This window comes from Bernardetia aquimarina, assembly GCF_042180575.1.
Taxonomy (GTDB): Bacteria; Bacteroidota; Bacteroidia; order Cytophagales; family Bernardetiaceae; genus Bernardetia.
Genome location: NZ_CP170094.1, coordinates 270,434 through 295,717 on the forward strand (window position 1 = coordinate 270,434; position 25,284 = coordinate 295,717).

Genomic DNA, 25,284 nt, shown 5'->3' on the forward strand with positions numbered 1-25,284 from the left:
CAAAGATGACTATTTTTTAGAAAAAATTTAGCTACTTTTTTGCTATTTTTTTATCAAAATAAAACTATTGAATAAAATTTACGTTATCAAAAGTCATTTTATCAAATTTTTATTCCTCTCATTAATTATTTCATTTTTGATATTCTGAATTTCTATATTTTTTATTTAAACATCGTATTAATCTTTTAGAAATATGGCTACACCTCCAACCACCACAGAATCTAAAGTTGTATTGAAAAAACAGCTTTTGGAAGCTGCTCGCAAAAAACAACTTGAAATAGCAAATGATGCTAAGTCAGCTATGAATGAAGCACAAGAAAGTGCTAACGAAGAAAAAGGAAGTATGGAAGAAAAATTTGAATCGTTCCGTACTCAATTACAGCAAGACCGAGATATGTATGCCAAACAGTTTGTGGAAGCAAAAGACAAATTAGAAATTTTGTCTAGGATTTCTTCTCAAAAAATTAACTCTTCGGTCGATTTAGGAGCAGTAGTTATTACTGATGCAAATCAAAAGTTTTTTATTTCTATTAGTTTAGCAGAATTAAAAATTGATGAGAAGCCAAGTTCTTATTTTGCCATCTCTACGGCTGCTCCTATTTATGAGGTGATGAGTGGAAAAAAGAAAGGTGAAAGTTTTGATTTTAGAGGAAAAACAATAAAAATAATAGACCTTTTTTGAGATAAATTATAAGTAACTGGACAAAATTATTTAGGTTATTGTAATCTGTCTGACACCTCAAAGATGTCTTGACAGTTTAAACTCCCACTTTCTAACTCTTTTTTAGATATATTTTATTTTGCTTAATTACTTAGCTACTGTAACCCTACTATTTTTAATTCTATTTCTTAACAATGACTTTAGTCTTGACAATTTATAAATAGAGAAAACCAACCGTCTTTGAAACTCAAATGAAGCTGTAAAAGAGGTTTTAATAAAATAGTAGGATAAATAAATGAAAATATTTTAAAAAGTATGATATGTGTACTTATTGTTGTTGGAAAGAGCAAAAATGGCTATTTTTACAATTTTTCGATATCATACTTTTTGTAACACTCTCAATTTTTTTTTAGAAAAAATAAAGACTTAATTCTCAAAACATGTCTTATCATTCTCATAAGTTAAATTCATCTCATTCTCATATTATTGGCAGAACTGACCCAATTACAGGCGATATGGTTCAAGAAAATGACAAGGTTGTTTTTTGTGCTGTTTGTAAATCTTGTTTTTTAGAAGATAGTTGGGGATATATGAATGACAGACATTGTGAGCAGTTTATGACCCTAAATACTGTTCCTGTTTTACAATCCAGACTTATTATAAGAAGAAGCAAAGAAATGATTGCCGAATTATTGCATACAGGAGCAGATTCTAATATTATGTTTTTGCTTATAGTCATGTCTTTTATAATTTCTGCACTCAGTTTTGGTTTTGTAATTTCTTTGTTTATAACATTTTTTGTAGGTGTTTTGTCTTCTATTATTACTTCAAGAGACTTTTTTAAAGAACTTACAGGAGCAAATAAAAATGATGTACGGCTTTTCAAAAACCGTATTGAGATAGGAAAAGATAGTTTTTCTTGGAATGATGTAAAGCAAATCAAATATCAACGAGAATCACAAATTAATTATCATAGTGAAGGAGTAACACACAATTTGGGTATGCCTTCTTTGTTGATTTACTTTGAGAGTGGGAAGTTTTTAAATAAAGGTCTGCCTACCAAAAGTCGTGAACATACAGGTATTTTTTTGCACGGACTAGAAAAAATATCGCACTTCAAAGAAGTCTTTTTTTATAGTGAAGATAATACTGAATTACGCACAATGATGAATATTAAATCTCAAAGCAAAGGAAATATCGAAATAGGAAAACCTAGAAAATGATTTTTTTATGGATAATCAACAACTAACAAAACAATTATGAGCTAATAAAGCAGTAAATTTCCATTTCTAATGCACATCAATTCCATCAAAATAGATTTCTGTAATTGCAGTATCTTCATATTTTTCTCCTTTATAAACTTCTGTAATTTCAAATTTGAGTGTCCACCAAGGTTTATCTTTTAAATTTTCAAAATTTTCTCTATCAGAATTTCCAATGGGTTCTACTGTAAATGCTTGTTCATTTCTGTTATCTTCCAAATTTAGTAAAGCAGTCGGAACATCATTTATGTAGAGTTTTAGCTGTTTTACTCGTGAGTTTTCTTTCCACGCTTTTTCGGATTTTACATAGCCGTTTACAATTTTTATTTCTGTTATTCTAGGGTGGCTAGGAGGAAAACTGTATGTCAAACTCTCACCTATTCCATCTCCTTTCACACCTTCTACCCAAGCAGTTTCATAGCTCAAATCATACGCATTACGAGGTAAATAATCTATAGTTTTGTGATTACTTTTTAGATAAGAAGAGGCTAAAAGACTATCTCCTCCTGCTCCACAATACCAACTGCAACCACCTCCCAAAATATCCCAATAATTTTCCATTGTTTCATCAAAAGAATCAAAAAATTTGGCTCTTCCGACTTTTTAGCGATTATATGAATTTGACTATCATTCTCAATCTAAAATTTTGAAAGTTTCTAAACCCATACCCACTCCTTTTGAGGGTCTTAATTTTATTATTAATTCCCTCTACTATTCCGTTAGAATATCTATCTTTGAAGAAATTAATAATATCATTTTTCCAAGAATTAAACGTATTTATAAATCTATTTAGAGCCTTATGATTTATTTTTTGAGCTTCTTCTATCCATTGGTCTAGTAGTTTTTTAGCTTCTTGTTTACTCAAATCAGTATTAAATATATTTTGTAATTCCACTTTCATAAAATACACCTGTCTAAGCGTTGAGCTAAACCTAAACGCTTTAAGTAAAACTCGTCTTTCTTTATAAGTAAGGTCTTTCCATGCCTTGTATAAAAGCCATTTTATTTGCTTGAAATGAACGTTTTTATCATCTTTTCGTCGTAATTCTTTACGAATGCTATCTAGCACTTTATTACAATGCTGAAAAAAATGAAAGCGATCTATTACTACATCAGCGTTAGGAAATACTTCTTTTGCTGTATTTGAAAATCCCTCCCACATATCACAAGAAAATACTTCTATACTAGTACAAAAAACTTCGCCTTTGGATAAAAAATAGGCTTTTAAATACTCTTTATTACGGTATTCTAAAATATCCCAAACTTGACCTGTATCTAAATCTACTAAAACAACAGCATATTCCTTTTTTCCTTTTTTGTAAGCAAATTCATCAATACCTAAACGTCGAGGAAAATAATCTAGGTGTTTTTTTATCTCACGTTTACTATAGGTTTTAAAAATACCATCTAAAACATCCCAAAGTATGTTTTCTCGGATAGCTACTTCTTTGAAACTGCTATCTTTCAAACATAAATAAAGATATTTTTCCAAACGATGAGTTTGATTTTTTTGCTTAGAAACAAAACTAAAAACTTCTTGAAAGTAACGAGTACAATCTTGACAATGAAATTGACGAGAAGTTAAGTGTAAATAAACCTCTTTGTCTAAAATATTTCGGTCACGAACAATACGTTCTGAAGTAGAAGTCACTTTATTGCACTTTTTCAAGCAATTAGGACAAATAGAATCGGCTAAATTACTTTCTCCATAAATAGTTAAGCGAAGTGGAGAAGATTCTATTTTCGTTACTGAAAAATCTGAAAAACCTAATAAAATTGCTATTGTGTTAGTATCCATAGAAAGGCTAAATTAAGAAATTATCGCTAAATTGTCGGAAGAACCAAAAATTCTTTCTCTGTTTCAGATAAGTTTTCATAACCTTTTTCTACCATAGCAAAATATTTTTTCTGATTTGCTATAAACTCAGCTTCTCCCTCTTTACTCTTATCTACCAAAACACCTTGCTTTGGATTCCAAATAGGTAAATCTTTTATACTCAAAAATGAAAACAAAGAAAATACGAATAGCAGAGTAAAATATTTCATAATTTAATTTTCAAATGGTGTAATTCCTAAATCTCTTTTTTGAGTTTCTGAAATTTTAGGGATTTGATTACTTTTCAAAAGATTCTTTGCATTTTCATAAATAGAAATATTTTTATTGGTTGGATAATTTCTCAAGAAATGGTCTCTATAAATATTTTCCATTGTAGTTTTGGCATTCTGACTAGGATAAATTTGATTTGCAATTTCTGCCAAACGAATAGAATAATTGGGATTATATTCTGCCTTTAATAAGGCTTCTGTCAAAAGTTCATTCGCTTTTGCTTTTCGTTCTATCTGCTCCTGAGATTTTGCTTTTTTATCAATTCTATCTTTGAGTGCATCTACCGTTACTCCCAACTGATTGATTTCCTTGTTTTTATTTTCTATCACTCGGAAAGTATTTTTATCTAATTTCAGAACTTCTTCTAGTATTTTTTCTTTTTCTACCAGTTTTCCAAGTTGGTCATCTAATTTTTTACTAATTTTCATTGAGTTATTGAGTTGCAATTTCATTTGTTCATTTTGCATCTCTATTTCCTCTTTTCTATCAATAGCAATACTTCTTTCACGTAACGCCCAACCAGCCAAAACACCAAGCATCAAAATTATAGCTATTAAAGAAATCGTCTTAATGACTTTATTTGCTTTTGCTCTACGTTTGCTTTTTGTAACTAATTCTTGTTCGTCAAGAGTAAGTTGAAGAGTTTCTAAATGAGGTTCAATCAGAGAAAGACTATTTTTACTCAGTACTTCGCCTGTATTTTGGTAGGTTTTGAGTCCTGTTTGTAGAATTTCTTTTGCTTTTGCTAGATTTTTTTCTTCTGTTGTGAGCCTTTCAACAATTTTTAGAGCAAGGCTGTCATGAGCCAACTCAACACGCTGTTCGGAAAGATGAATAATACGAACTTTACTGAGTTCCTCTAAACAAAATTTTATATTTTCTTTACTTGCTCCATGCGAATACATGAGATTTGTAGCTTCATGCAAATCCATTGACACACGAGTTCCGTCTTCTGTAACCAAAAGATTCAGAATTGTCCAAACTTGTCGTTCTTCTGTTTTTGGCAAACGATTTTGGACTTTTTTTACTTGTTCTTCCAAATATTCTCCCAAAACATCGCCTATCGTACTAAGTTCTTTGACAAGCTCAGGATTAAAAATAATAGGTTCTGCCCAGTTGCTATTTATGTTATTGGTATAACCAGCCAAAACGCCTTGTTTGGTTTTTGCAAGTTCATAAAGACGGTCTAAATAAATCTGAAGGTAAGTAAGTTCTATCAAACTACGTTCTTCTGCTACCTGCGAAACAATCAAATCAGCCGTTTCTTCTGGATATTCTACTTGAATATCAAAAGCATGTGCCGATTTTAAAATAACTTCTTTGGCATTGGTTCGACGCATTTTTTCAACACGTACTCTATAATCAAAAAGCTGAGGAACACGCTCTTCAAATTGGGATAAATCAGCCAAATACTCCTCACGCATGACCAAAATAACCTTACAATTATATTCACTAGACAAAACAGTCTGCACAAAATCATAAAATTGATTTTGTTCTTCTCTACTTCCCGAAATATATAATTCCTCAAATTGGTCAATAATTACATAAACAGGACGAAAAAATGTCATGTGAAGTGCCTTAATGGCAAGATGCAAAGGGGTGTGTGGTTTGAGTTTTCGTTGAAGATATTTATTTGTTTCTTCCAAAATTGCCGTTCCGATATGGTCTTTTCTACGAACATGAAGAGGTAGCCAGTCATCAGAAGAAAAACAAATGGGCAAACCACAATGTACCAAACTTGTTTTTCCTGTACCAGACGCACCATATACCAAAACTAAATTACTTTCCGTAGTTTTTTTGAAAAGTAATTGAATCTCGGCATCTCTACCAAAAAAAATTTCTTTGTCCTTGCGTCCATACGCTTCCAATACCTTAAACGGACTACTTGTCATAATTTTGATGAACGGCTATTGATTAGTTTTTAGGATAATTTTAGTAACTATTTTCCAAATTTAATATAGTTATTATACAAGAATTATAAAAATACGATTTTTTGAGAAAAATACCTATTCTATTATTTCATCTTTTCTTTCTAAACGAAATAAAATCATTTTTGGTTTTTTTAGACAAAGAGTATTTTAGAAAAAGTAATTAAGTATTTTAATTAAAAATCAATAAAAAACGCTGCAAGCCTAACATTTTTTAATCTCAATAGTATTGTTTGCATAAAACAAATTATATTTGTTGAAATAAAAAATCACACACAAACAATTTTGCCTTTTTGGTTTTATGCCACTTTCTAATCTAAAATCTGCTCAATTTGCCGAGTTTGTTTACATTCAACAAACACATACAGGAAATATTCGCAAACATAACGAAGATGCCTGTGCTGTCTTCAAAACTCCCAACGGTCTTTTATGTATTGTTTGTGATGGAATGGGAGGGCATTTGGGAGGAGAGCGAGCCTCTACACTTGCCATAGAAAAAATAGGAGAATATATGAGTTCGAAACGCTTTGATTTAACAAAACTAAACGACGCTTTAGACCAATCTTTTGCTTCTGCTCATGCTGCTATTGCCTATGAGGCTGAAACTGATTCTCTTTTAAAAGGAATGGGAACAACTTGTGTAGCCATTTTATTTCATCCAGATGCTACTTTTTGCGCCCATGTAGGCGATAGTCGTTTGTATATTTTTAGAAATAATGAGCTTATTAGACTGACAAAAGACCATTCTTTTGTTCAAGGTTTGATTGATGAAGGTAGAATCACAGAAGCAGAATCACTTTATCACCCAAAAAGAAACTTGATAGAACGTGCTTTAGGTTCTGATGATGCTCAACCTGATATTGCTAATTTGGGAAGGGTTTTACAAAATATTAGAATAGGAGATGTATTTCTACTTTGTTCTGATGGACTTTCCAATGAACTAGGCGATGTAGAAATCAAAAATTTTCTTGAAAATGACACACTTACTTTGGAAGAAAAAATTGAACGAATTATGGAACATGCTCTTCAAGCAGGAGGAAAAGATAATATTACGATTCAGCTTATTGAGAAAGTTGAGTAAAAATAAAGTAAGAAGCCAGATTTATGAAGTAAGAAGATTGAGAAGGAACAAGTAAAAAATAAGTTGGATAGTATCGTTATTATTTTGTAACTTAATTATGTAAATAATTTCTCATTCTACACTTAAAAAAAATAAATTATGCCCGATTTATCTCGTATTTATGGAAAAATTCAGTTTGTAGATAATTTTGCAGATTATAAAGTACAAGTAGTTGATAATTTTGCTGATATAGATGTTCAGATTGTCGATAACTTTGCTAATTCAGTAGGAAAATGGCAAATTGTCGATAACTTTGCTGATTATAAAATTCAGATTGTCGATAATTTTGGCGATTTCAAAATCAAGTATGTAGATAACTTTCCTAAAGTAAATTAAGAGGTTGTTTAAGATAAAAATAGGAATCCAAACTAGAAAATAAAGGTAAAAAAACAAAAAAACAAAACTAACCTTGCTTACTCTGTGTTAGAATATTTTTGTGTAATTAAAAATCTTTATGACAGTCTGAAAGCTGTTTTTATATATACTGTGAAAAACAAATCCTTTATTCTTTTTTTATTGGCTGCTGCCAATTTTACGCATATCATGGATATCATGATAATTATGCCCTTGAGTGATAGGCTCATGAAGCTCTTCGAAATTGTTCCTCAAGAGTATGCACTTTTAGTTTCGGCTTATTCTTCTTGTGCTTTTGTAGCAGGACTTTTAGGTGCAGTTTATTTAGATAAGTTTGATAGAAGAATTGCTTTTTTGTTTGTTTATGCCTTTTTTGGAATGGCTACTTTTGCCTGTTCTTTTGTTCCTGATTTTTATTTTTTCTTAATTTTTAGAGGAATTGCAGGCTTTTTTGGAGGTGTAATTGGTGCATTAGTTTTGGCTATGGCTAGTGATTTGTTTGTAGCTGAAGAACGAGGAAAAGCAGTAGGAATAATTATGATGGCTTTTTCGGTGGCATCTGTTATTGGTGTTCCGACAGGTTTGTATCTTGCCATAAAATTTGACTGGCACGCTCCTTTTCAGCTTTTAGGTGTTTTGAGTTTTATTATTTGGATTATTTCTTTCAAATATATTCCTTCATTACGTGGACATATAGACGCAAAAAACAGAGATGATAAAGGAAGTGGACACAAAGAAACTCGTAGAGAAGCACTCTTACAACTTCTAAACTCTAGAAATGCTCGTCTTGCTCTGCTACTTACTTTTACGCTTGTTTTGGGGCAATTTATGATTATTCCATTTATTACGCCTTATATGATTCGTAATATTGGTTTTGAAGAATCACAGATTACACTTATTTATTTTATTGGAGGAGGTTTTACGATTTTCACATCACCTTTTTTCGGACGTTATGTCGATCGTTTTGGAGCTAGAAAAATGTTCAATATTATTCTTCCTATTTCATTCATTGCTGTTGGTCTGCTTACTCACCTTAGTATTATTTTAGATTCTACGCCTATTTGGGTGGCTTTATCTGTAACTACTTTCTTTTTTGTTTTTGGAAGTGGACGTATGATACCTGCTCAAACCCAACTTACTATGGCAATTCCTGCAAAAAGAAGAGCTAGTTTTATGAGTTTGAATTCTTCTGTTCAACAGCTTGGTTCTGCGTTAGCTTCTATTATTGGAGGTTTTATTGTCTTTGAAGCAAATACACCTACAAAAGAACTTATTCATTATAACTGGGTAGGAGTAATTGCCGTTTGCATTGGTATAACTTCACTTTTTGTATTTCCTTTGATAAAATCTGTGAAAGATTAGATAATGAAGTTATTGAAACAATCTTGATTTAATTTTCATTTGGTAAGTTTTTGCTTCAATTAAAGTTTTTAGAAAAAAAGGCTTTTCTTACCTTTGCGTATGCAAGAAAAAATTATTATCCTAGATTTTGGTTCACAATATACACAGCTTATTGCTCGTCGTGTTCGTGAACTCAATGTATTTTGTGAAATACATCCCTTTAATAATATTCCTAATATTGATTTATCTTCAAATGAAGTAAAAGGAATTATTCTTTCAGGGAGTCCGTATTCGGTGCATCAAGAAGATTCACCTAGAGTACCACAGATTTCAGAATGGCGCAAAAAACTACCTATTTTAGCCGTTTGTTATGGAGCGCAGCTTTTGGCGCATACCCACGAAGGCGAAGTAAAACGTTCAGAAACTCGTGAATATGGCAGAGCAAAACTAATTCCTGTTACAGAAAATCCACTTTTAGAAGGCATTACAGCCGATTCTCAAATTTGGATGTCGCATGGAGATAGTATTTATTCTCTACCAGATTCTATTGAAGTGATTGCCAAAACAGCTAGTATTCCTGTTGCAGCTTATCATTTCAAAGGCGAGCCTACTTATGGTTTGCAATTTCACCCAGAAGTAACACATTCAGCAGACGGCAAAAAGATTGTAGAAAATTTCTTAGTTAATATCTGTAAATGTTCGCAAGACTGGACACCTGCTGCTTTTGCAGAAGACACCATTAAAGCTCTAAAAGAAAAATTAGGCAACGATAAAGTTGTGTTGGCTCTTTCGGGTGGTGTAGATTCTACGGTAGCTGCCGTTTTGCTTCATAAAGCGATTGGAAAAAACTTATACGGAATTTTTGTTGATAATGGTCTTTTAAGAAAAGGAGAGTTTGAGCAAGTTTTGGAAACCTATCATAAAATGGGTTTGAATGTAACTGGTGTAGATTCGAAAGAACGTTTTTATCACAAACTAAAAGACAAAACCGACCCAGAAGACAAGCGAAAAGCAATCGGTTTTACATTTATTGAAGTTTTTGATGAAGAAGCAAAACGTATTCAAGATGTAAAATGGCTCGGACAAGGTACAATTTATCCTGATGTAATTGAATCTGTTTCCGTAAAAGGACCTTCTGCAACTATCAAATCACATCACAACGTGGGTGGGCTTCCTGAAAAAATGAATCTTAAAATTGTAGAACCTTTACGTGATTTGTTTAAAGATGAAGTACGTAGAGTTGGTGCAGAGCTTGGCATCGATAATTTTATATTACAACGCCATCCTTTCCCTGGTCCAGGATTAGCTATTCGTATTTTGGGTGCAGTTTCAGTTGATAGAGTTGATATTTTGCAAGAAGTAGATGCTATTTTTATTAATGGACTCAAAGAAGCAGGTTTGTACGATGATGTTTGGCAAGCTGGTTCTATTCTTTTGCCTGTCAATTCGGTGGGTGTAATGGGCGATGAACGTACTTATGAAAATGTAGTCGCTTTGCGTGCTGTTACAAGTTTGGATGGAATGACGGCAGATTGGTGTCATTTGCCTTATGAGTTTTTGGCCGATATTTCTAATAAAATCATCAATAATGTAAGAGGTGTAAATCGTGTAGTTTATGATATTAGTTCAAAACCTCCTGCTACTATTGAATGGGAATAGATTTTTTGAATTGTAAATCCAAACTGCTTTTTTTCATAAAAACATTTTGTATTTGTAGGTTAAAGGCTTGCCTTTGACCTACTGTAATTCAGTTTTTTATCCAAACACAAAAAAACCTTCACTCAAAAAGTGAAGGTTTTTGCTTTTAATTAATTCAAGAATTAATTAGTGTTTATTCAATAATAATTTTCTTGATTACAGTTCCTTGTTTTGTATCAATAGTAAGTGCATACATTCCTGCTGCATACTGACTCAAATCAAGAGTTTGAAGTGTAGAAATTTCACTTGCTTTTATTACTTTGCTTTCTAAAACACGACCGATATTATCTGTAATTGTAAAAGTAACATCAGAAGTAATAGAAGTAGAAAGCTGAATTCTGAAAATACCTGTTTTACTTGGATTTGGATAAACGATTGTTTCTACATCAATAATATCATCTTCTCCTGTAACTACTGGAACTTCAGGAATAGAATAATAAACTGTACGAGTAGAACCTTGACAACCTGTATCAAAAGTAACACGAGCCGAATAATTACCTGCCGTTTCTGGTGTGAAGCTCATCTGACCTGCAAGAGCAGCGTTTTCTTCACCTTCCAAGAACCAAACAACATCAGTAATTGGAGTAATAGATTCAACACTCAACATATCATTTTCTGTACGCAAATAAACTGGCTCTACACGAGTACGAATAATTGTAATTGGAGTAGAAAGAACAGTACAACTATTTTGAGAAGCCTGTACTCTATATTCACCACCAATAGAAGTTGTATATTCAGTTCCTGTAATGTTGCGAAGAACTCTTCCATTACGAACCCATGTATAATTAACATTTTGCTCAGGATTATCTACTGTAAGTGTTACTTCTTCTTCTGGGCAGAATGTAGCTTGAGAAGCAGTAAATGATACATTCGGATTGATTGTACTAATCTCAACAGTAATTTCATCTGTTGCAGAACAACCATTTTGAGTAACAGTAAGCGTATAAACTCCTGATTCTGAAACAGAAATAGAAGCAGTATTTCCAACTACTACATTACTTCTTGTCCATTCGTAAGTAGTTGTACTATCGTTTGTAGCTGAATTTCTTGCACTAATTGTAGCAGAAGACTCACAAGAACGAACAACTATACCTTGAGCAATTTCTGCAATCGGAGCAAAGTTCAAACGAACAGGAGTAATATCAGAAGTAGAAGAACAACCATTAAGAGTAACTCGTACTTGATAATTTCCAGAACGAGTTGCTTCGTAAGTAGGAATGCTAGTTGTTGTTATAGAAACACCATTTACCAACCACGTATAAGATGCTCCATTTACTTCTTCTGCTGTAATTGTTCCTGTAGAAGCACAAGAGAAAACTCTGTCTTCTAAGATAGTTGCCGTTGGTAATGGATTTACATTTACTGTAATTGCAGTACGTGTACTTTCATTTCCGTTACTTACTACACTTACATAAAACGTAGTAGTTTCTGTAATAGAAGGGCTTGTAATTGTTGCAATATTTGTTTCAAACAATGGTGTGGTAGAAACAGAATCTGCATAGATACGATAAACTGCACCTGTAGAAGCTACTTGAATAACTCCACCACTACCACTACATGCACTTGTTACTGACAACAAAGAAGGAGCTGCAGGGAATGTTCTTGCATTTGCTTGAATTGGGTCAGACTGACGACCTCCATTTGTAGCTACTAATCTATAATTATAGAATGTATCAGCATCAAGCCCTGTATCTTCAAAAGAAGTAACAGTTCCTAAAGTAGAAACTACTGTATTTCCTCTATAAAGAATATAACCAGTTGCACCATTTACAGCATCCCAAGTAAGATTGATTTGAGAAGTAGAAATGGCTACTGCTCTAAAATTAGTAGGAGTTGTAACTGTTGGAGTAGATCCTCCACCTCCACCTGTTGGTGGTGTAGTTGCAGCAGTAGTAAAGTTCCAATCTGTTGCAAGAGCAAATCCAGCAAAATCAGCACCTGTTCCTGCTTCTTCTATTGCACCAGTAGCAATAAGTACATTGTATGAAGTACTTGTAGCTAAATCAGCCGTAAGATTTATTGTTACTGTATTTGTAGCAATAGTAACTGTTGCATCTGCATTACCAGCAATAGGGAATGTAATTGGTGTAGTTCCGTCTGTAACTGTAATATTTCCTGTTCCAGCTTGTACATTTCTATCAAAAGTAAGTACAAGGTTTGTATTAATAGCTACGTTTGTAGCATCATCAGCAGGAAAAAGAGTTGTTACTGTTGGAGGAGTTGGCGTTGTAGCAAGTGTAGTTGCGTTTGCCAATACCCATTCAGAGAAATTTGTAGCAGATTCTTCAGCACGAACACGGAAGAAATACTGTGTACTTGCATTCAAACCTGTAACTACTGAATTTATACTATTTGCAGCAAATGGCGACCCTGTAATGGCAGTCCAACCTGTTGTTCCATCTAAAGACATTTCTACTACATACATAGTTTCGATATTCGAATTATCTGCCCAATCTAAAGTGATTTGAGAAGAACTGTTTGCAGTAGCTGTAAATGTACAAGAAGCTAAAGGAACAATTTCTAAACGAGCCGAAACAATAAAGTGATCAGAAGTACTTCGTTCGTAGTTTCCATCATAATATTCATAACCAACACTTACAGAGTTAGCAATATATCCATTTGCAAGTTCATTCGAAACTGTCAAGTGGTCAATCATATCACTAAAACCAACTGTACTACGGAAACCATTATCACTCAATGTTTTTGATAAAATAGTATAATCAGCAGGACGAGTCGTAAAGGCATCATAAGAAGTAGTTTGAGGTATTCCTCCTACTTCGTAAATAGACTCATCAACATCATCATTATAATCTCCACCCATAATTACTTTGTCATTTCCAAGCCAAGCAGAAATTGAGTCTTGCAATAGAGTTACATCAAAACGACGCATGTCATATCTATCTTGCGCCGAACCTGAACGAGAGTGAAGAACAATAAAGTTTACTTCTTCGCTGCTTCCATTCAATGTAACATCAGCTCTCATCATAAATGGTAAACGTCCACTTGCCCAAAAACGAGTTTTGTCTGCTTCTGGATAAGCTGCAAGAGCAGGGTCAATAGCACCACCATTATAATAAGGGTGAATACTCTCGTGCATTGGATAACTAAACTGTGGATTAATGATATTTGATTTATATAAAAATCCTACTTTTTGAGTTTCAGCGATTGGGGAAGTTGCTTGATAAGACGTTCTTTCAGAAAACAAAACTGCCCATGTATCAGGAGTTTCAGCAGTAAGTTCAGTTGCAATTTCTTGCATCAATGCTGTATTATTAATCTCTTGTAAGAAATAAATATCCGAATTTTTATCTTTTAATATTGCTTTTACGGCTGCTTTTTGAGCAGCAGGAGAAGTATTTCCAGAAGGAGTACCACCTTGAGCAAAACCAAACCATTCTACATTATACGTAGAAACTTCTAATGTTTTTGGTAAAGCAATACAAGCTGTTACAGTAGAAGCAGTAGGAGAAACATATACATTTGTACAAGGCAAATCTGCTTGAAAACGAGGGATTAGTTGTGAAGCTGTTTGAAAATAAGCTACCACTCCAACAACATCACAAGGTGTATTAGGTTGAGTACGTCCTGCCAAATCTGTATCTCCATCTATACGCACATCACCCGAATTTGCTCCATTTGTAACATTATAATTAGAGTTTCCAAACAAAAATGCATCTGGGCTTGGAAAAGTTACAGCATTAATTTTGACTAATTCTCCTCTATGAGCATCAAGTTGGTCAAGAGTAATTACTTGAGGAACAACTGGCGTTCCTGCACCCAAATCGGTTACAGAAGTTACATTACTAAGCTGAATTTGATTATTAAAATCAGCACGTGTTGCTGTAACTCTAAGACTTTGTCCAATAGGATAAGTTCCACCATGTATTTGATTATCAAAAATAGCAATACCACCTGTTGCATCTTGAATAAATGCAGGACCTCCAAATTGGTCAGCAGCAGTCAAAACTCCTTCAATAGTAACAATTTCATTTACAGGACGAGTACGAGCAATGGCAATCGTCATCAAAGATGGAGGTACAGTTCCTGTAACAGCTACATTTTGAGTAGCAGCTCCTGTACTTGCATTCGTAATATCTCCACTATGAGAAGTACCAGCACTTGGATTATAACGAACAAAAACAGTCACATTTCCTGCATTTGCAGTAGCAAAAGGAACAGTTACGCTTGTTCCAAATCCAGCTCCAGAAGTTAGTGAAACTTGAAAGTTTGCTGGAGCAGTAATAGTAATATCAGCAGTAAGAGCAGTTCCACTTACTTGATAAGATTGTTCAGCAGAAGGTGTATTGAGAGCAGTTGTTGTAAAGGCTGTTAATGGTGTTCCTGTTACATTTATGATTGCTGTCGGACAATGCGAACCAAACCCATCAAATGTATCTTCTGCAAAACCATCCCATTCAGTTGCTGGGTCAAAAACATCATTAGGATTAATATCTCCAGTAGTAACAGAACATTTACGACGAATAGTATTATTTTGTGTAGATACCAAACCAGTTCCCCACTCAGAAGTTGGTCTAAAGCCTACTTGTCCAATAACATCGATGATAGTACCATTTTCTTTAAGTACAACAGCATCATCTCCATTAAAAAATGTATTTCCTGTCTGATTAGAAGCTGCATTTAAAGTAGCATTAGCAGCACTAGGGTCAGTAACTACATAAGTTCCTTGGGCAGTAATTGTACCTGTTAGGCTTATAGTTTGATTTACTGTTGTAGCTCCATTACTATAAATTTCTATAATAAAGTTTCCTGCATTCAAATCAACAGTAGCATTAGAAGGATTGTAAATTTCTAAACCTTTATTACTACCACTACCTTCTGCATATTCAGAGAAAAATAATGTAGTAGCAGCAGGTGTGCCTTGTATTTTTACATTATCAAAACGCCAAGTTCCTGTACTTGCTTCTGCATTATAACCATAGATACGAAAATAAATAGTAGCTTGATTATTGAGTGCTGTAATAGCTGACAAATCAAAGGCATGAGAACGATAAGATGTATTATCAGGCACGTTTGTTACAGTAGTAGGAATAGCTGTAAAAGTAGTTCCATCTGTGCTATATTGCACTTCAAAGTCTCTAATACCTGTACCTGAACGACGCTCATCAAATAAAAATTGAATTGCTTCAAATCCAGAAGTAGAAGTAGAGAATTGAACATAAGCATCTGTATCTATTGCTCCATCACTCCAACCAGTAAAAGACCAAGAGTCTCCACCACCATTTCCAGCAGGAAAACTCTCATTACCTACACCTGATCCAGCAGAGGCAGTACCTGTTCCAGTTGCAGTAGTAGATACATCTCCTTCAAATGTCCAAGTAACAATATCAGTTTGTGCTTGTGCTTGCAATCCAATTAAGGAGAGTAGCAGTATCAAAGCAAATGATATTTTTTTTAGTACGTGTTTGTACATAATCAAATATGAATAAATTGTTAATAAAAAAGAAAATTGTGTTGTGTAAACTTCCAAAACAGACTTGTTATATCCATTACTCAATTTTGAAGAAACAACTAAAATAGCACAAAAGCTATTAAAATGAGTAGTTGAAGACCTATTTTTAGGAAGTGTTACTCAAACTTATTATTTACAAAATTAACTATCTTATATTACTTGATTGTGAACAAATGAAGGAGATTAAGCAAAGTGTAAGAAAAACAGAGATTAAAAACCATTTTAAATTTTCTCTACTCTCAAGACTATTTTTTCATCGACAGAATTAGACGTAATAGTCGTAAAAAATAAAAATTCATTTTTTCCTTCTAAAATGGAAAACTGTTTTCTGAGGTCTTTTACTGAAATAGGAAAATTACGGGTAACAATATTGAAGCCTTGCTTACCAAATTTTCTTTTAACTTCTTTCTTAGAATAAGTCAATACTTCTTTTATTTCAAATATTTTCCCTACAAAATTTTTATTCAACTCTATTGAAGTGTATAAATGTGTATTAGTAGAAAGTTTATGCAGCTCATAATATTGGGCAATACTTTTAAAAGCACCAGCTTTCAAAACAGCTACATTTGGTTCGTATAAATAATTCAAAATTTCATTTTTGATAGAATAATCAACAAAAATATCTTTTTCATTATCTAATGAAAAGCCAAATTGCACTACATCATCTTTAGTAATTTTTTGTATTTGTTTATTTTTGCCGTGTAAGTTTATAGCATTTATAATTAGTTCTTTATTCCCTAATTCTTTTTCGGAGCTATTAAGCTGATACAGAACCTCTTTGCATTCATTTTGAAGTGCTACAACTTCTACTTTTTCTACATTAGAAAGTCTATTCAAAACTAATTGAATATCTAATAAAGGAGCAGTTTTGAGAAACCACTTACTCCCCACATTTTTAAATGATTCCCACAAATCCACCATATTCGGCTGACAATCTTCCAATAAAAAAACTTTCTTATTCACATCATCTCTACGAGCTGGGTCAAGATAAATCCAATCAAAAACTAAATTTTCAGTTTTAGCTTTTTCTAAAAAATCCTCTGAATTACCACAAATAACTTCAATATTAGTTGCACCCAAAACTTCAAAATTATGCTGTGCGATGCTTGCTAAAAGTTCATTCTGTTCTATATAAATTACTTTTCCTACTTTTTTAGAAAAATAAAAACTATCCACTCCCATTCCTCCTGTCAAATCTACAAGTATTTTATTTTCGTTATTTGTATCACTTCCTAATAGATTCGCTTTATATTCTGCCGTAATTTCAGAAGAAGCCTGTTCGATAGACAAAGAAGGAGGAAAAAGTATTTTATCAGAATTATACCAAAGAGAAATCTTTGACTTTGATTTTTGAAGTGATTTGATTTGATTGCCAATTTCTATTCTCAAACCTTGATATTCTTTTGGAAGATTTAAGAGTGTTTGTGTAATTTCTTTTTCTTTATTCTCTTCTATAAAAATCTGAATATCTTTTTGTAAGAGTGCATAATAATTGGGATAGTTTTCTGATAAAGATAAAGTAGATTTCATACATATAGATATTTTAATCCTCGTTGATGGCAAAGTCTCAACGACGGTTTTTATTTGCTTTTTCTGAAACTGTCAACGAGGTCTAAACCGTCATTGAGGAAAAAATCATTCACAAAAATACATCAATTCTTTATTCCATTCAAAAAAATAATTGCAACAAAGTTGCATTTACAAAAAATCAGTTTTATCTTTGAGCTTTATTAGTGCAACAAAGTTGCATTTAGAATTAAATTTTACCCTAATTTTCATATTAATTTTTCAGAATTATGACTTTATCAAAAAATTCATTTTACTTTTTAGTGTTACTTTTTTCTACTATTTTTTTATTTTCTTCGTGTAAAAAAGATAACCCAGAAATAGCAAATGAAGAAGAATTAATCACAACTCTGACTTATACATTAACAACAACAGATACAACAGGCACAAAAACTGTTGTTTTTTCTTTCAAAGACTTGGATGGAGATGGTGGAAATAACCCTGTCATTACAGGAGGAACACTTGCAGCAAATACAATTTATGAAGGAAAAATTGAGCTATTAAATGAAATAAATGGAGAGAATATCACAACAGAAGTAAAAGAAGAAAGTGCAGACCACCAATTTTTCTTTGAAGCGACTGGCGTACAAATTTCAACTTTTTATGCTGATATTGATAATTCTACAGAAAATAATCCAGTAGGAATCGAAACAATGGTAACAACAAACCAACCCTCAACAGGAAAATTAAAAATTACACTTCGCCACGAACCAAACAAAAATGCAGAAGGTGTAAAAGATGGAAATATCGCTAACGCAGGTGGAGAAACTGATATTGAAGTAGAATTTGATGTAACAGTTGAATAAAGTGATAAGTGATAAGTGATAAGTGATAAGTGGAAATTGCTTTCTGAGTCCATTGTTTTAAATTATTTATTTTATTCCTCTTCAAAGTAGCACATAAAATTCTGTTTAGGATTTTGTGTGCTATTTTTTTGAGTAAAAAACCAAATATATGAGAATTTATAATCAAATTTTTAGTACTTTTATTTTGAGGAAAGTTATATCAAATAAAATTGAAAGGTGTAAAACAATGATTGTAGATAACATAAAATTAGATAAAGATAATATAGAGTTTAATAATGCTTTAGACCTTATCAAGCATACCGAAAAAACCATTTACCTAACTGGAAAAGCAGGAACAGGAAAAACTACTTTTTTGAAATATCTCAAAACGACTATCGACAAAAAAATGGTTATTGTTGCACCTACGGGTGTAGCTGCTATCAATGCAGGTGGTCAAACGATACATTCATTTTTTCAAATAGCTCCCAGTTTGTATGTTCCGAATGATAAACGCCTTCGCAAAGATTCCAAGATGGGTGATGATGATAAAAGCACTATTTTCGAACATTTTGTGTATTCTAAAGAAAAACGGAAAATTATTACTAGCCTAGAAATTTTGGTTATTGATGAAGTTTCGATGGTGCGTTGTGATTTATTGGATGTGATAGATAGACTTTTACGTATTTTTCGCAAAAAAGAAACTGTTCCTTTTGGTGGTGTACAAGTTCTTTTGATTGGCGATACTTTTCAGCTTCCTCCAGTTATGAAAGAGGAACACAAAGAAATTTTGATGGAATATTATGAGAGTGAATTCTTCTTTAGTTCAAAGGTAATTCAGCAAATAGAACCCATTTATATAGAACTCAAAAAAATATATCGTCAGAAAGACCAACGTTTTATCAATCTTCTCAATAAAATAAGAAATAGCAATCTTACTTATGACCAGTTGCAGGGACTAAATAAAAAATATGACCCTAAATTTGACTTCGAAAAACACACAAATTGTATTATGCTCTGTACGCATAATGAAAAAGTGAGTGAAATAAATTCTGAAAAATTAATTCGTCTGACTGCCCCTCTGCAAAAATTTGAAGCAAAAATAGAAGGAGAGTTTCCAGAGAGAAATTTTCCTACGAATCAAAGTCTTGAATTAAAACTTGATGCACAAGTGATGTTTGTAAAGAATGATTCAGACAAAGAAAAAAAATATTATAACGGAAAAATTGGAAAAATAATCCGACTGGAAAGTGAAAAAATAATTGTAGAAGATGATTTTAAAAATGAAATTGAAGTAGAACAGGAAGTTTGGAAAAATATAAAATATGTCTGGAACGATGAAAAAGGAAAAATAGAAGAAGAAGAACTGGGTTCATTTACGCAGTTTCCTCTAAAATTAGCTTGGGCAATTACGGTTCATAAAAGTCAAGGACTTACCTTTGAAAAAATAATTGCAGATGTAGGAAATGCCTTTGCAGCAGGTCAAGTTTATGTTGCGTTGAGTCGTTGTACTTCGTTTGAAGGCTTGATTTTGGCTTCTCCCATTCCTCATAGAGCTATCAAAACCGATAAAAGAGTGATGGCATTTGCCAAAACAGAAACTTCAAAAGCTGCCATTTCACAACAAATAAATGATGGAAAAGCAGATTTTTATTACAAAAAAACAAGACAAGCAGCCAAAAACAAAGACTTTGAAGGTGTTTATGATAACTTTATAAATGCACTTGAATTTCGGAATGATATAAAGACAGAAGAATTTAGAACACACTTTTTATTTTGGGCAGAAAAACTGACTGCACCTCAACCTATTCAAGAAAAAAATGAAGTAAAAGCAGAATCAAAAATAGAAGAAAAGAAAAAAGAGCAGCAAGAAGAAGTTTATCCATCAATCAACCAAAAAAACACACCTTCTCAAAAAATAAATCAAAATAAAGAAACTCAACAAAACTACAAACGTTGGACGATAAAAGAAGAGCAAAAACTCAAAGATTTATTTCATTTGGGACACACCATAAAAGAAATAACCAAAATAATGGACAGAGATAAAGATGCAATTATTTCTAGGCTGCATAAAATAGAATTGAAGAAATGATTAAAATTTACTTTTAGATTTTCTATTTCGAATATATTTTATTCCAAGAAAAGTAACAAACAATAAAAATAATACACTTGCTGTAATTTCAAGATAATAATTTTCTATCTTTTCTTCAACTCTTTCTATATCAGTTTTTTTAATCTTTGGTTGCCTCATTCTTTCTTCTGATAACTTCAAACGCTCTTTTATAATAGAGCTTTCTAGACCATAATTTATTGCAGATTCATAAGTTAAACTCGCTTCGTAAGGAGAATTTACCAAAATGTGTAGATTACCAAGTTCGAATAAAAGAAGTGCCACAATTTCATTTTTATCTTTGATAAATGATACACGTTCATTAAGTTGAAAAAACAATTCTGTTCGAAGTTTTAATAATTCTTTTCTAGACAAATCTGTTTTAGGTTCTTTTTCTTGCCCAAAGTTCGTATTTATCAGAAAATTACTATTTACATATTTCTCTCCTTTTATTTTCGCTTCTAAAATATTTACGTGTAACCATTCTGAATTATTATGTGATAATGGGTCAATTTCAACTGATTTTTTTATCCAAAAAAGTGCTTTTTCATTTTCCCCCAAAAGCTCATAAGCAGTTCCTAGATTGGATGCAGTAGAATAACGATTTGGTTTTATTTTTTCTAACTCAATATAAAGTTTTACAGCTTCTTCATATTTTCTCTGTAAAATCAAAATATAGCCTTTGTCAGAAAGATAATCGACATCTTTTGTTTTCTTGTACAATTTATCTAAATCTTTTATTATTTCTTTGTAATCATCCTCTTCCACAACAAACATATGACCGTAAGGAACAAGATCTCCAACATCTTCATAAATATACTCTCCGTTTTTCAATCGTTTTGTTTCCAAATTTAGACAGGCAAAAGAAGTTTGAATGTAAAATAAACTTATGACTATCAGCAGAGATACAGAAAAAATAGTTTTCATTTTCTTAGTTATTATTTTTTATGTTATTATTAACAACCAAATATAAATATTTTTTTTCTCAAAAAACAAAACAAGAAAAATTTCATTAGGTTTCAATAATGTCTTTTATTTTATGCTCTGTTGTTTATCTATCTTCCTTCACAATCTCTTTCTTTACCAATTTCTTAACAGTAAGACCTTGAACCACAATAGAAAATACGACAACCACATAAGTAATTGTTACAAATAAATCTCTTCCCATATCTGGCGTAAGAGAAAGCGCAAGAGCTACCGAAATCCCTCCACGAAGACCTCCCCAAGTCAGAATCAGAATTGTATTTGGAATAAAATCTCTCTTCAATTTCATAAAAGAAATAGGCAAACCCACCGAAATAAGACGAGATAAAAGAGCTACCACAATCGCAATAACACCAGCAATCAAATATTTACCATCAAAAGTCAGCACCAAAACTTCCAAACCAATCAAAACAAACAAAACGGCATTCAGCACTTCATCTATCAGTTCCCAAAATTTATCTACATAATCTCTTGTCAAATCTGACATCGCAAATTCTCTTCCTTTTGCACTCATTACAAGACCAGCCACCACAACAGCCAAAGGACCTGAAGTATGCAAATAAGCAGCTAAAGCATATCCACCCATCACAATCGCTAAAGAAATCAAGACTTCAACTACATAATTATCAATCGAATACATCAGTTTGTAACACACCCAACCCAAAGCCAAACCAAAAGCAATTCCTCCAATCGCCTCAACAGCAAAGAGTTCTAAAATATCTAAAAAGGTAGTATTTTCTACACCTTGTTGAGCCATTTGAAAAATTGTTAGAAAAACAACCACAGCAACACCATCATTAAAAAGTGATTCTCCTGCAATCTTTACTTCTAAATTTTTGGGAACTTTTGCGCTTTTCAGAATCGATAAAACAGCAATAGGGTCAGTAGGCGAAATCAAAGAACCAAAAAGTAAGCAATAAATATAATCTACGCCAAGTCCTAACCAGCCCAAAATAAAATACATTGCCGTTCCGATAATAAAAGTAGAAGCCGTAACTCCAATCGTAGCAAAAATAATAATAGGTGTTCGTTCTTTGGCAAGTGTGGGCGTATCTACGTGAAGCGCACCAGCAAAAAGCAAGAAACTAAGCATTACTTCCATCAATACTTTAGAAAAATCTACACTTCTGACAAGCTCTTGTGCTTTCTGAAAAATAACAGGATTAAACTGCCCCAACCCAACAATAACCAATGACATAAGTAACGCAATAAGCATCAAACCAATCGTAGTAGGAAGTTTCAAATATCGATAATTGATATAAGCAAAAGCAGCAGAAAGCACAATAAGAACAGTAAAGGCGTGGAATAAATCCATAGAAATAAAGTATGAAGTCAGAAGTTAGAATTAAGAAATAAAGACAAACAAAATTTAATTTTGTAGGGCAAAGGCTTGCCTTTGACATATTTGGAAATAGTAATGATTTTGAAATAAATAGTTTTTGTGTTACTATTGTTTGCAAAAGTTAAAAATACTAATTTTAAGCTAATACTACTAATCAAAAAATACATTTTATCTTTTTCTATGAAAATCAATTATTCAATAAATAATCAAAATTATACTGCTGATTTATCCAAACCTTTAGATATTTCGATTCCATTACAAGCAGGCAATCACAATGCAAATTGTTATCATGCCGAAGAACCTACTTTTGAAACCATTCGTTTTGAAGGTGTTTTTATTGGAAGCGTCGCAGAAGGAGGAGTCTGTAATTATCAAAGAGTAAGTCTTACCCCACACGGAAACGGCACACATACAGAATGTTATGGACATTTGAATAATCAAGAAAAAAATAATGTAACTATAAATCAATGTTTGAAAACATTTTGGTTTGTGGCTCGCTTAATCACTTTAGAACCTAAAAAAATTACAGAAAAAGAATTAGAAAATGGGGAGTTTGGTCAGTTAAAAGAAATAGCAGAAATAGACGATGAAGTAATTCTGAAAAAACATCTTGAGAAAAAATTGAATGAATTAGAAAAAGAAGATAATAATTCTATTCCTTATGAAGCTCTAATCATTCGTACACTTCCAAATTCTGATGATAAAAAAACTAGAAATTATTCAGGACAAAACCCTCCGTATTTAGAACCAAGTATAGGCGAATTTTTAGCACAAAAAAATATCAATCATTTACTTTTAGATTTGCCTTCTGTGGATAAAGAATGGGACAAAGGAAAACTATCAGTTCATAAAGGTTTTTGGAATATTCTCACTAAAAATACAAATGATAAAAATAGCGAAAGTGACTTTTCAGAAGTTAGAAAAAACGCCACGATTACCGAACTCATCTTTGTAGATAATCAAATAAAAGATGGAATGTATTTATTAAATATCCAAATTCCGTCTTTAGAAATTGATGCTGTTCCTTCAAAACCTGTTTTGTATAGCATACAATAACCGTCGTTGAGACTTCACCGTCAACGAGGTTTTAAAAAATTTAGTAGTTTTGTATGTCATTTCATTCGTAATCTTTAATTCGTAATTGATATATGCTTTCATCTCGCCAACTTTTCCTAAATCATGTCGCTCAAACATCACCTTTTCCTCTTGCCTTAGAAGTTCATAATGCAAAAGGAATTTATATGTTTGGCAGCAAAAATAAAAAATGGATTGATATTATTTCAGGAATTGGAGTGAGTAATGTGGGTCATCGCCACCCAAAAGTAATAAAGGCAATCCAGAAACAACTTCGAAAATATATGCACTTGATGGTTTATGGAGAGTTTATACAAACGCCACAAGTTCAGCTTGCTACGGCTCTTTCAAAAACCTTTAATGCTACTTTAGGGCAAGATTTTCTAAATAATGAAAGTGATAAAAATTCTGATATAACAAATCACGAAAATACACCTCAGAATGCCACTTATTTTGTAAACTCTGGAAGTGAAGCCGTTGAGGGAGCTATAAAATTAGCCAAACGATTTACAGGAAGAACACAATTAATAGGTTGTCATAATGCTTATCACGGTTCTACACACGCAGCACTTTCATTAGGAACAAGTGAGCAATGGAAAGAGCCTTTTTTACCTTTGCTCCCAAATATTGACCATATTAATTTTAACGATGAAACTCATCTTTCCAAAATTACAGAAAAAACAGCAGCCGTAATTATAGAAACTGTACAAGGAGAAGCAGGAGTTAGAATCCCAAGAAAAGAATATTTACAAGCCTTACGAAAAAAATGTACTGAAACAGGAACGATTTTGATTTGTGATGAAATTCAATGTGGATTTGGCAGAACGGGTAAACTTTGGGCTTTCGAACATTTTGATATAATTCCAGATATTGTTGTGGCTGCAAAAGGAATGGGAGGAGGAATGCCGATTGGTTCTTTTATGGCTTCTCAAAAGATGATGTCTTGCCTTTCTGATAATCCAATTTTGGGGCATATTTCTACTTTTGGAGGGCATCCTGTAAGTTGTGTGGCTTCTTTGGCAACTTTAAAAGTAATTCAAGAAGAAAAATTATTAGAAAATGTGGAGGAAAAACACGAATTATTCAAGCAATTATTAAATCCAACTAAGACAACAGCAATAAAAGAATTTCGTGGAATTGGTTTGATGCTGGCAGTAGAATTTGAGAGTTTTGATTTCTTACAAAAAGTAATTGCTCATTGTCTTGACTTAGGTTTGCTTTCTGATTGGTTTTTGTATTGCGATAATTCAATGCGAATTGCTCCTCCTCTTATCATTACAAAAAAAGAAATAAAAAAGGCGTGTGGGATTATTTTAGAGGCTATTCGATTGACGGAAGAAAAACAATAGCATTAAATGTTTAATGTACGGCAGAATAAATAACTTCTGATGTATATTCTTTTCCCTTAAAAACACACTCAACTTCAAATGTATAAGAATATCGTTTTGTAACACTAAAAGATACAAACACTTCATTACTGTAATC

Annotated in this window: 18 protein-coding genes; 10 read left to right on the forward strand and 8 right to left on the reverse strand. The window is 32.4% G+C overall.

The features are described 5' to 3' along the window. The first annotated feature begins 193 nt into the window (after positions 1–193). On the forward strand, positions 194–682 hold the full coding sequence (locus tag ACE193_RS01070) for a hypothetical protein (RefSeq protein ID WP_375561178.1): 489 nt from the start codon (positions 194–196) through the stop codon (positions 680–682). 419 nt (positions 683–1,101) lie between these two features. After that, complete coding sequence (locus ACE193_RS01075; protein ID WP_375561179.1) at positions 1,102–1,884, forward strand: hypothetical protein; 783 nt, start codon at positions 1,102–1,104, stop codon at positions 1,882–1,884. A gap of 66 nt (positions 1,885–1,950) precedes the next feature. Here the strand turns inward: ACE193_RS01075 and ACE193_RS01080 are convergent, their stop codons facing one another. Genes ACE193_RS01080 through ACE193_RS01095 form a run of 4 tightly spaced genes read right to left on the reverse strand, consistent with a single transcriptional unit; the run spans position 1,951 to position 5,922 of the window. Then, the gene (locus ACE193_RS01080; protein WP_375561180.1) at positions 1,951–2,484 is read right to left on the reverse strand and encodes a hypothetical protein; all 534 of its coding nucleotides are present in this window, start codon (positions 2,482–2,484) and stop codon (positions 1,951–1,953) included. Between the two features lie 49 nt (positions 2,485–2,533). After that, on the reverse strand, positions 2,534–3,721 hold the full coding sequence (locus ACE193_RS01085; protein WP_375558606.1) for an ISL3 family transposase: 1,188 nt from the start codon (positions 3,719–3,721) through the stop codon (positions 2,534–2,536). A gap of 26 nt (positions 3,722–3,747) precedes the next feature. Further along, complete coding sequence (locus ACE193_RS01090; protein ID WP_375561181.1) at positions 3,748–3,969, reverse strand: hypothetical protein; 222 nt, start codon at positions 3,967–3,969, stop codon at positions 3,748–3,750. Between the two features lie 3 nt (positions 3,970–3,972). Continuing rightward, positions 3,973–5,922, reverse strand: coding sequence for a hypothetical protein (locus ACE193_RS01095; protein ID WP_375561182.1), 1,950 nt, complete (start codon positions 5,920–5,922; stop codon positions 3,973–3,975). A 337-nt stretch (positions 5,923–6,259) separates the two neighbouring features. Here ACE193_RS01095 and ACE193_RS01100 point away from each other — a divergent pair, with 337 nt between their 5' ends. From ACE193_RS01100 to guaA, 4 genes are all read left to right on the forward strand, one after another. Then, the gene (locus tag ACE193_RS01100; protein ID WP_375561183.1) at positions 6,260–7,039 is read left to right on the forward strand and encodes a Stp1/IreP family PP2C-type Ser/Thr phosphatase; all 780 of its coding nucleotides are present in this window, start codon (positions 6,260–6,262) and stop codon (positions 7,037–7,039) included. 138 nt (positions 7,040–7,177) lie between these two features. After that, positions 7,178–7,414, forward strand: a complete 237-nt coding sequence (locus ACE193_RS01105) for a hypothetical protein (protein WP_375561184.1) — start codon at positions 7,178–7,180, stop codon at positions 7,412–7,414. A gap of 150 nt (positions 7,415–7,564) precedes the next feature. Further along, entirely contained in the window at positions 7,565–8,794 is a 1,230-nt protein-coding gene (locus tag ACE193_RS01110; RefSeq protein ID WP_375561185.1) for an MFS transporter, read from the forward strand. A gap of 99 nt (positions 8,795–8,893) precedes the next feature. Next, the gene (gene guaA / locus ACE193_RS01115) at positions 8,894–10,432 is read left to right on the forward strand and encodes a glutamine-hydrolyzing GMP synthase (RefSeq protein ID WP_375561186.1); all 1,539 of its coding nucleotides are present in this window, start codon (positions 8,894–8,896) and stop codon (positions 10,430–10,432) included. Positions 10,433–10,604: 172 nt separating this feature from the next. Here guaA and ACE193_RS01120 read toward each other — a convergent pair whose 3' ends face one another. Both ACE193_RS01120 and ACE193_RS01125 read right to left on the reverse strand, forming a co-directional pair. Then, on the reverse strand, positions 10,605–15,866 hold the full coding sequence (locus ACE193_RS01120; protein ID WP_375561187.1) for an Ig-like domain-containing protein: 5,262 nt from the start codon (positions 15,864–15,866) through the stop codon (positions 10,605–10,607). Positions 15,867–16,163: 297 nt separating this feature from the next. Beyond that, positions 16,164–17,471, reverse strand: coding sequence for an RsmD family RNA methyltransferase (locus ACE193_RS01125; protein WP_375561188.1), 1,308 nt, complete (start codon positions 17,469–17,471; stop codon positions 16,164–16,166). A 266-nt stretch (positions 17,472–17,737) separates the two neighbouring features. Here ACE193_RS01125 and ACE193_RS01130 point away from each other — a divergent pair, with 266 nt between their 5' ends. Further along, a complete protein-coding gene (locus ACE193_RS01130; protein ID WP_375561189.1) occupies positions 17,738–18,313 on the forward strand; it encodes a hypothetical protein in 576 nt (191 codons plus the stop codon). A 226-nt stretch (positions 18,314–18,539) separates the two neighbouring features. Continuing rightward, entirely contained in the window at positions 18,540–20,381 is a 1,842-nt protein-coding gene (locus ACE193_RS01135) for an ATP-dependent RecD-like DNA helicase (RefSeq protein ID WP_375561190.1), read from the forward strand. Here ACE193_RS01135 and ACE193_RS01140 read toward each other — a convergent pair whose 3' ends face one another. Both ACE193_RS01140 and ACE193_RS01145 read right to left on the reverse strand, forming a co-directional pair. Next, complete coding sequence (locus tag ACE193_RS01140; RefSeq protein ID WP_375561191.1) at positions 20,382–21,326, reverse strand: tetratricopeptide repeat protein; 945 nt, start codon at positions 21,324–21,326, stop codon at positions 20,382–20,384. Between the two features lie 124 nt (positions 21,327–21,450). Next, positions 21,451–22,698, reverse strand: a complete 1,248-nt coding sequence (locus ACE193_RS01145) for a cation:proton antiporter (RefSeq protein WP_375561192.1) — start codon at positions 22,696–22,698, stop codon at positions 21,451–21,453. A 207-nt stretch (positions 22,699–22,905) separates the two neighbouring features. Between ACE193_RS01145 and ACE193_RS01150 the strand changes: the two genes are divergently transcribed. Then, positions 22,906–23,781 (forward strand): cyclase family protein, encoded by an 876-nt coding sequence (locus tag ACE193_RS01150; protein ID WP_375561193.1) that lies wholly within the window; start codon positions 22,906–22,908, stop codon positions 23,779–23,781. Between the two features lie 92 nt (positions 23,782–23,873). After that, on the forward strand, positions 23,874–25,148 hold the full coding sequence (locus tag ACE193_RS01155) for an aspartate aminotransferase family protein (protein ID WP_375561194.1): 1,275 nt from the start codon (positions 23,874–23,876) through the stop codon (positions 25,146–25,148). The last annotated feature ends 136 nt before the right edge of the window (positions 25,149–25,284 follow it).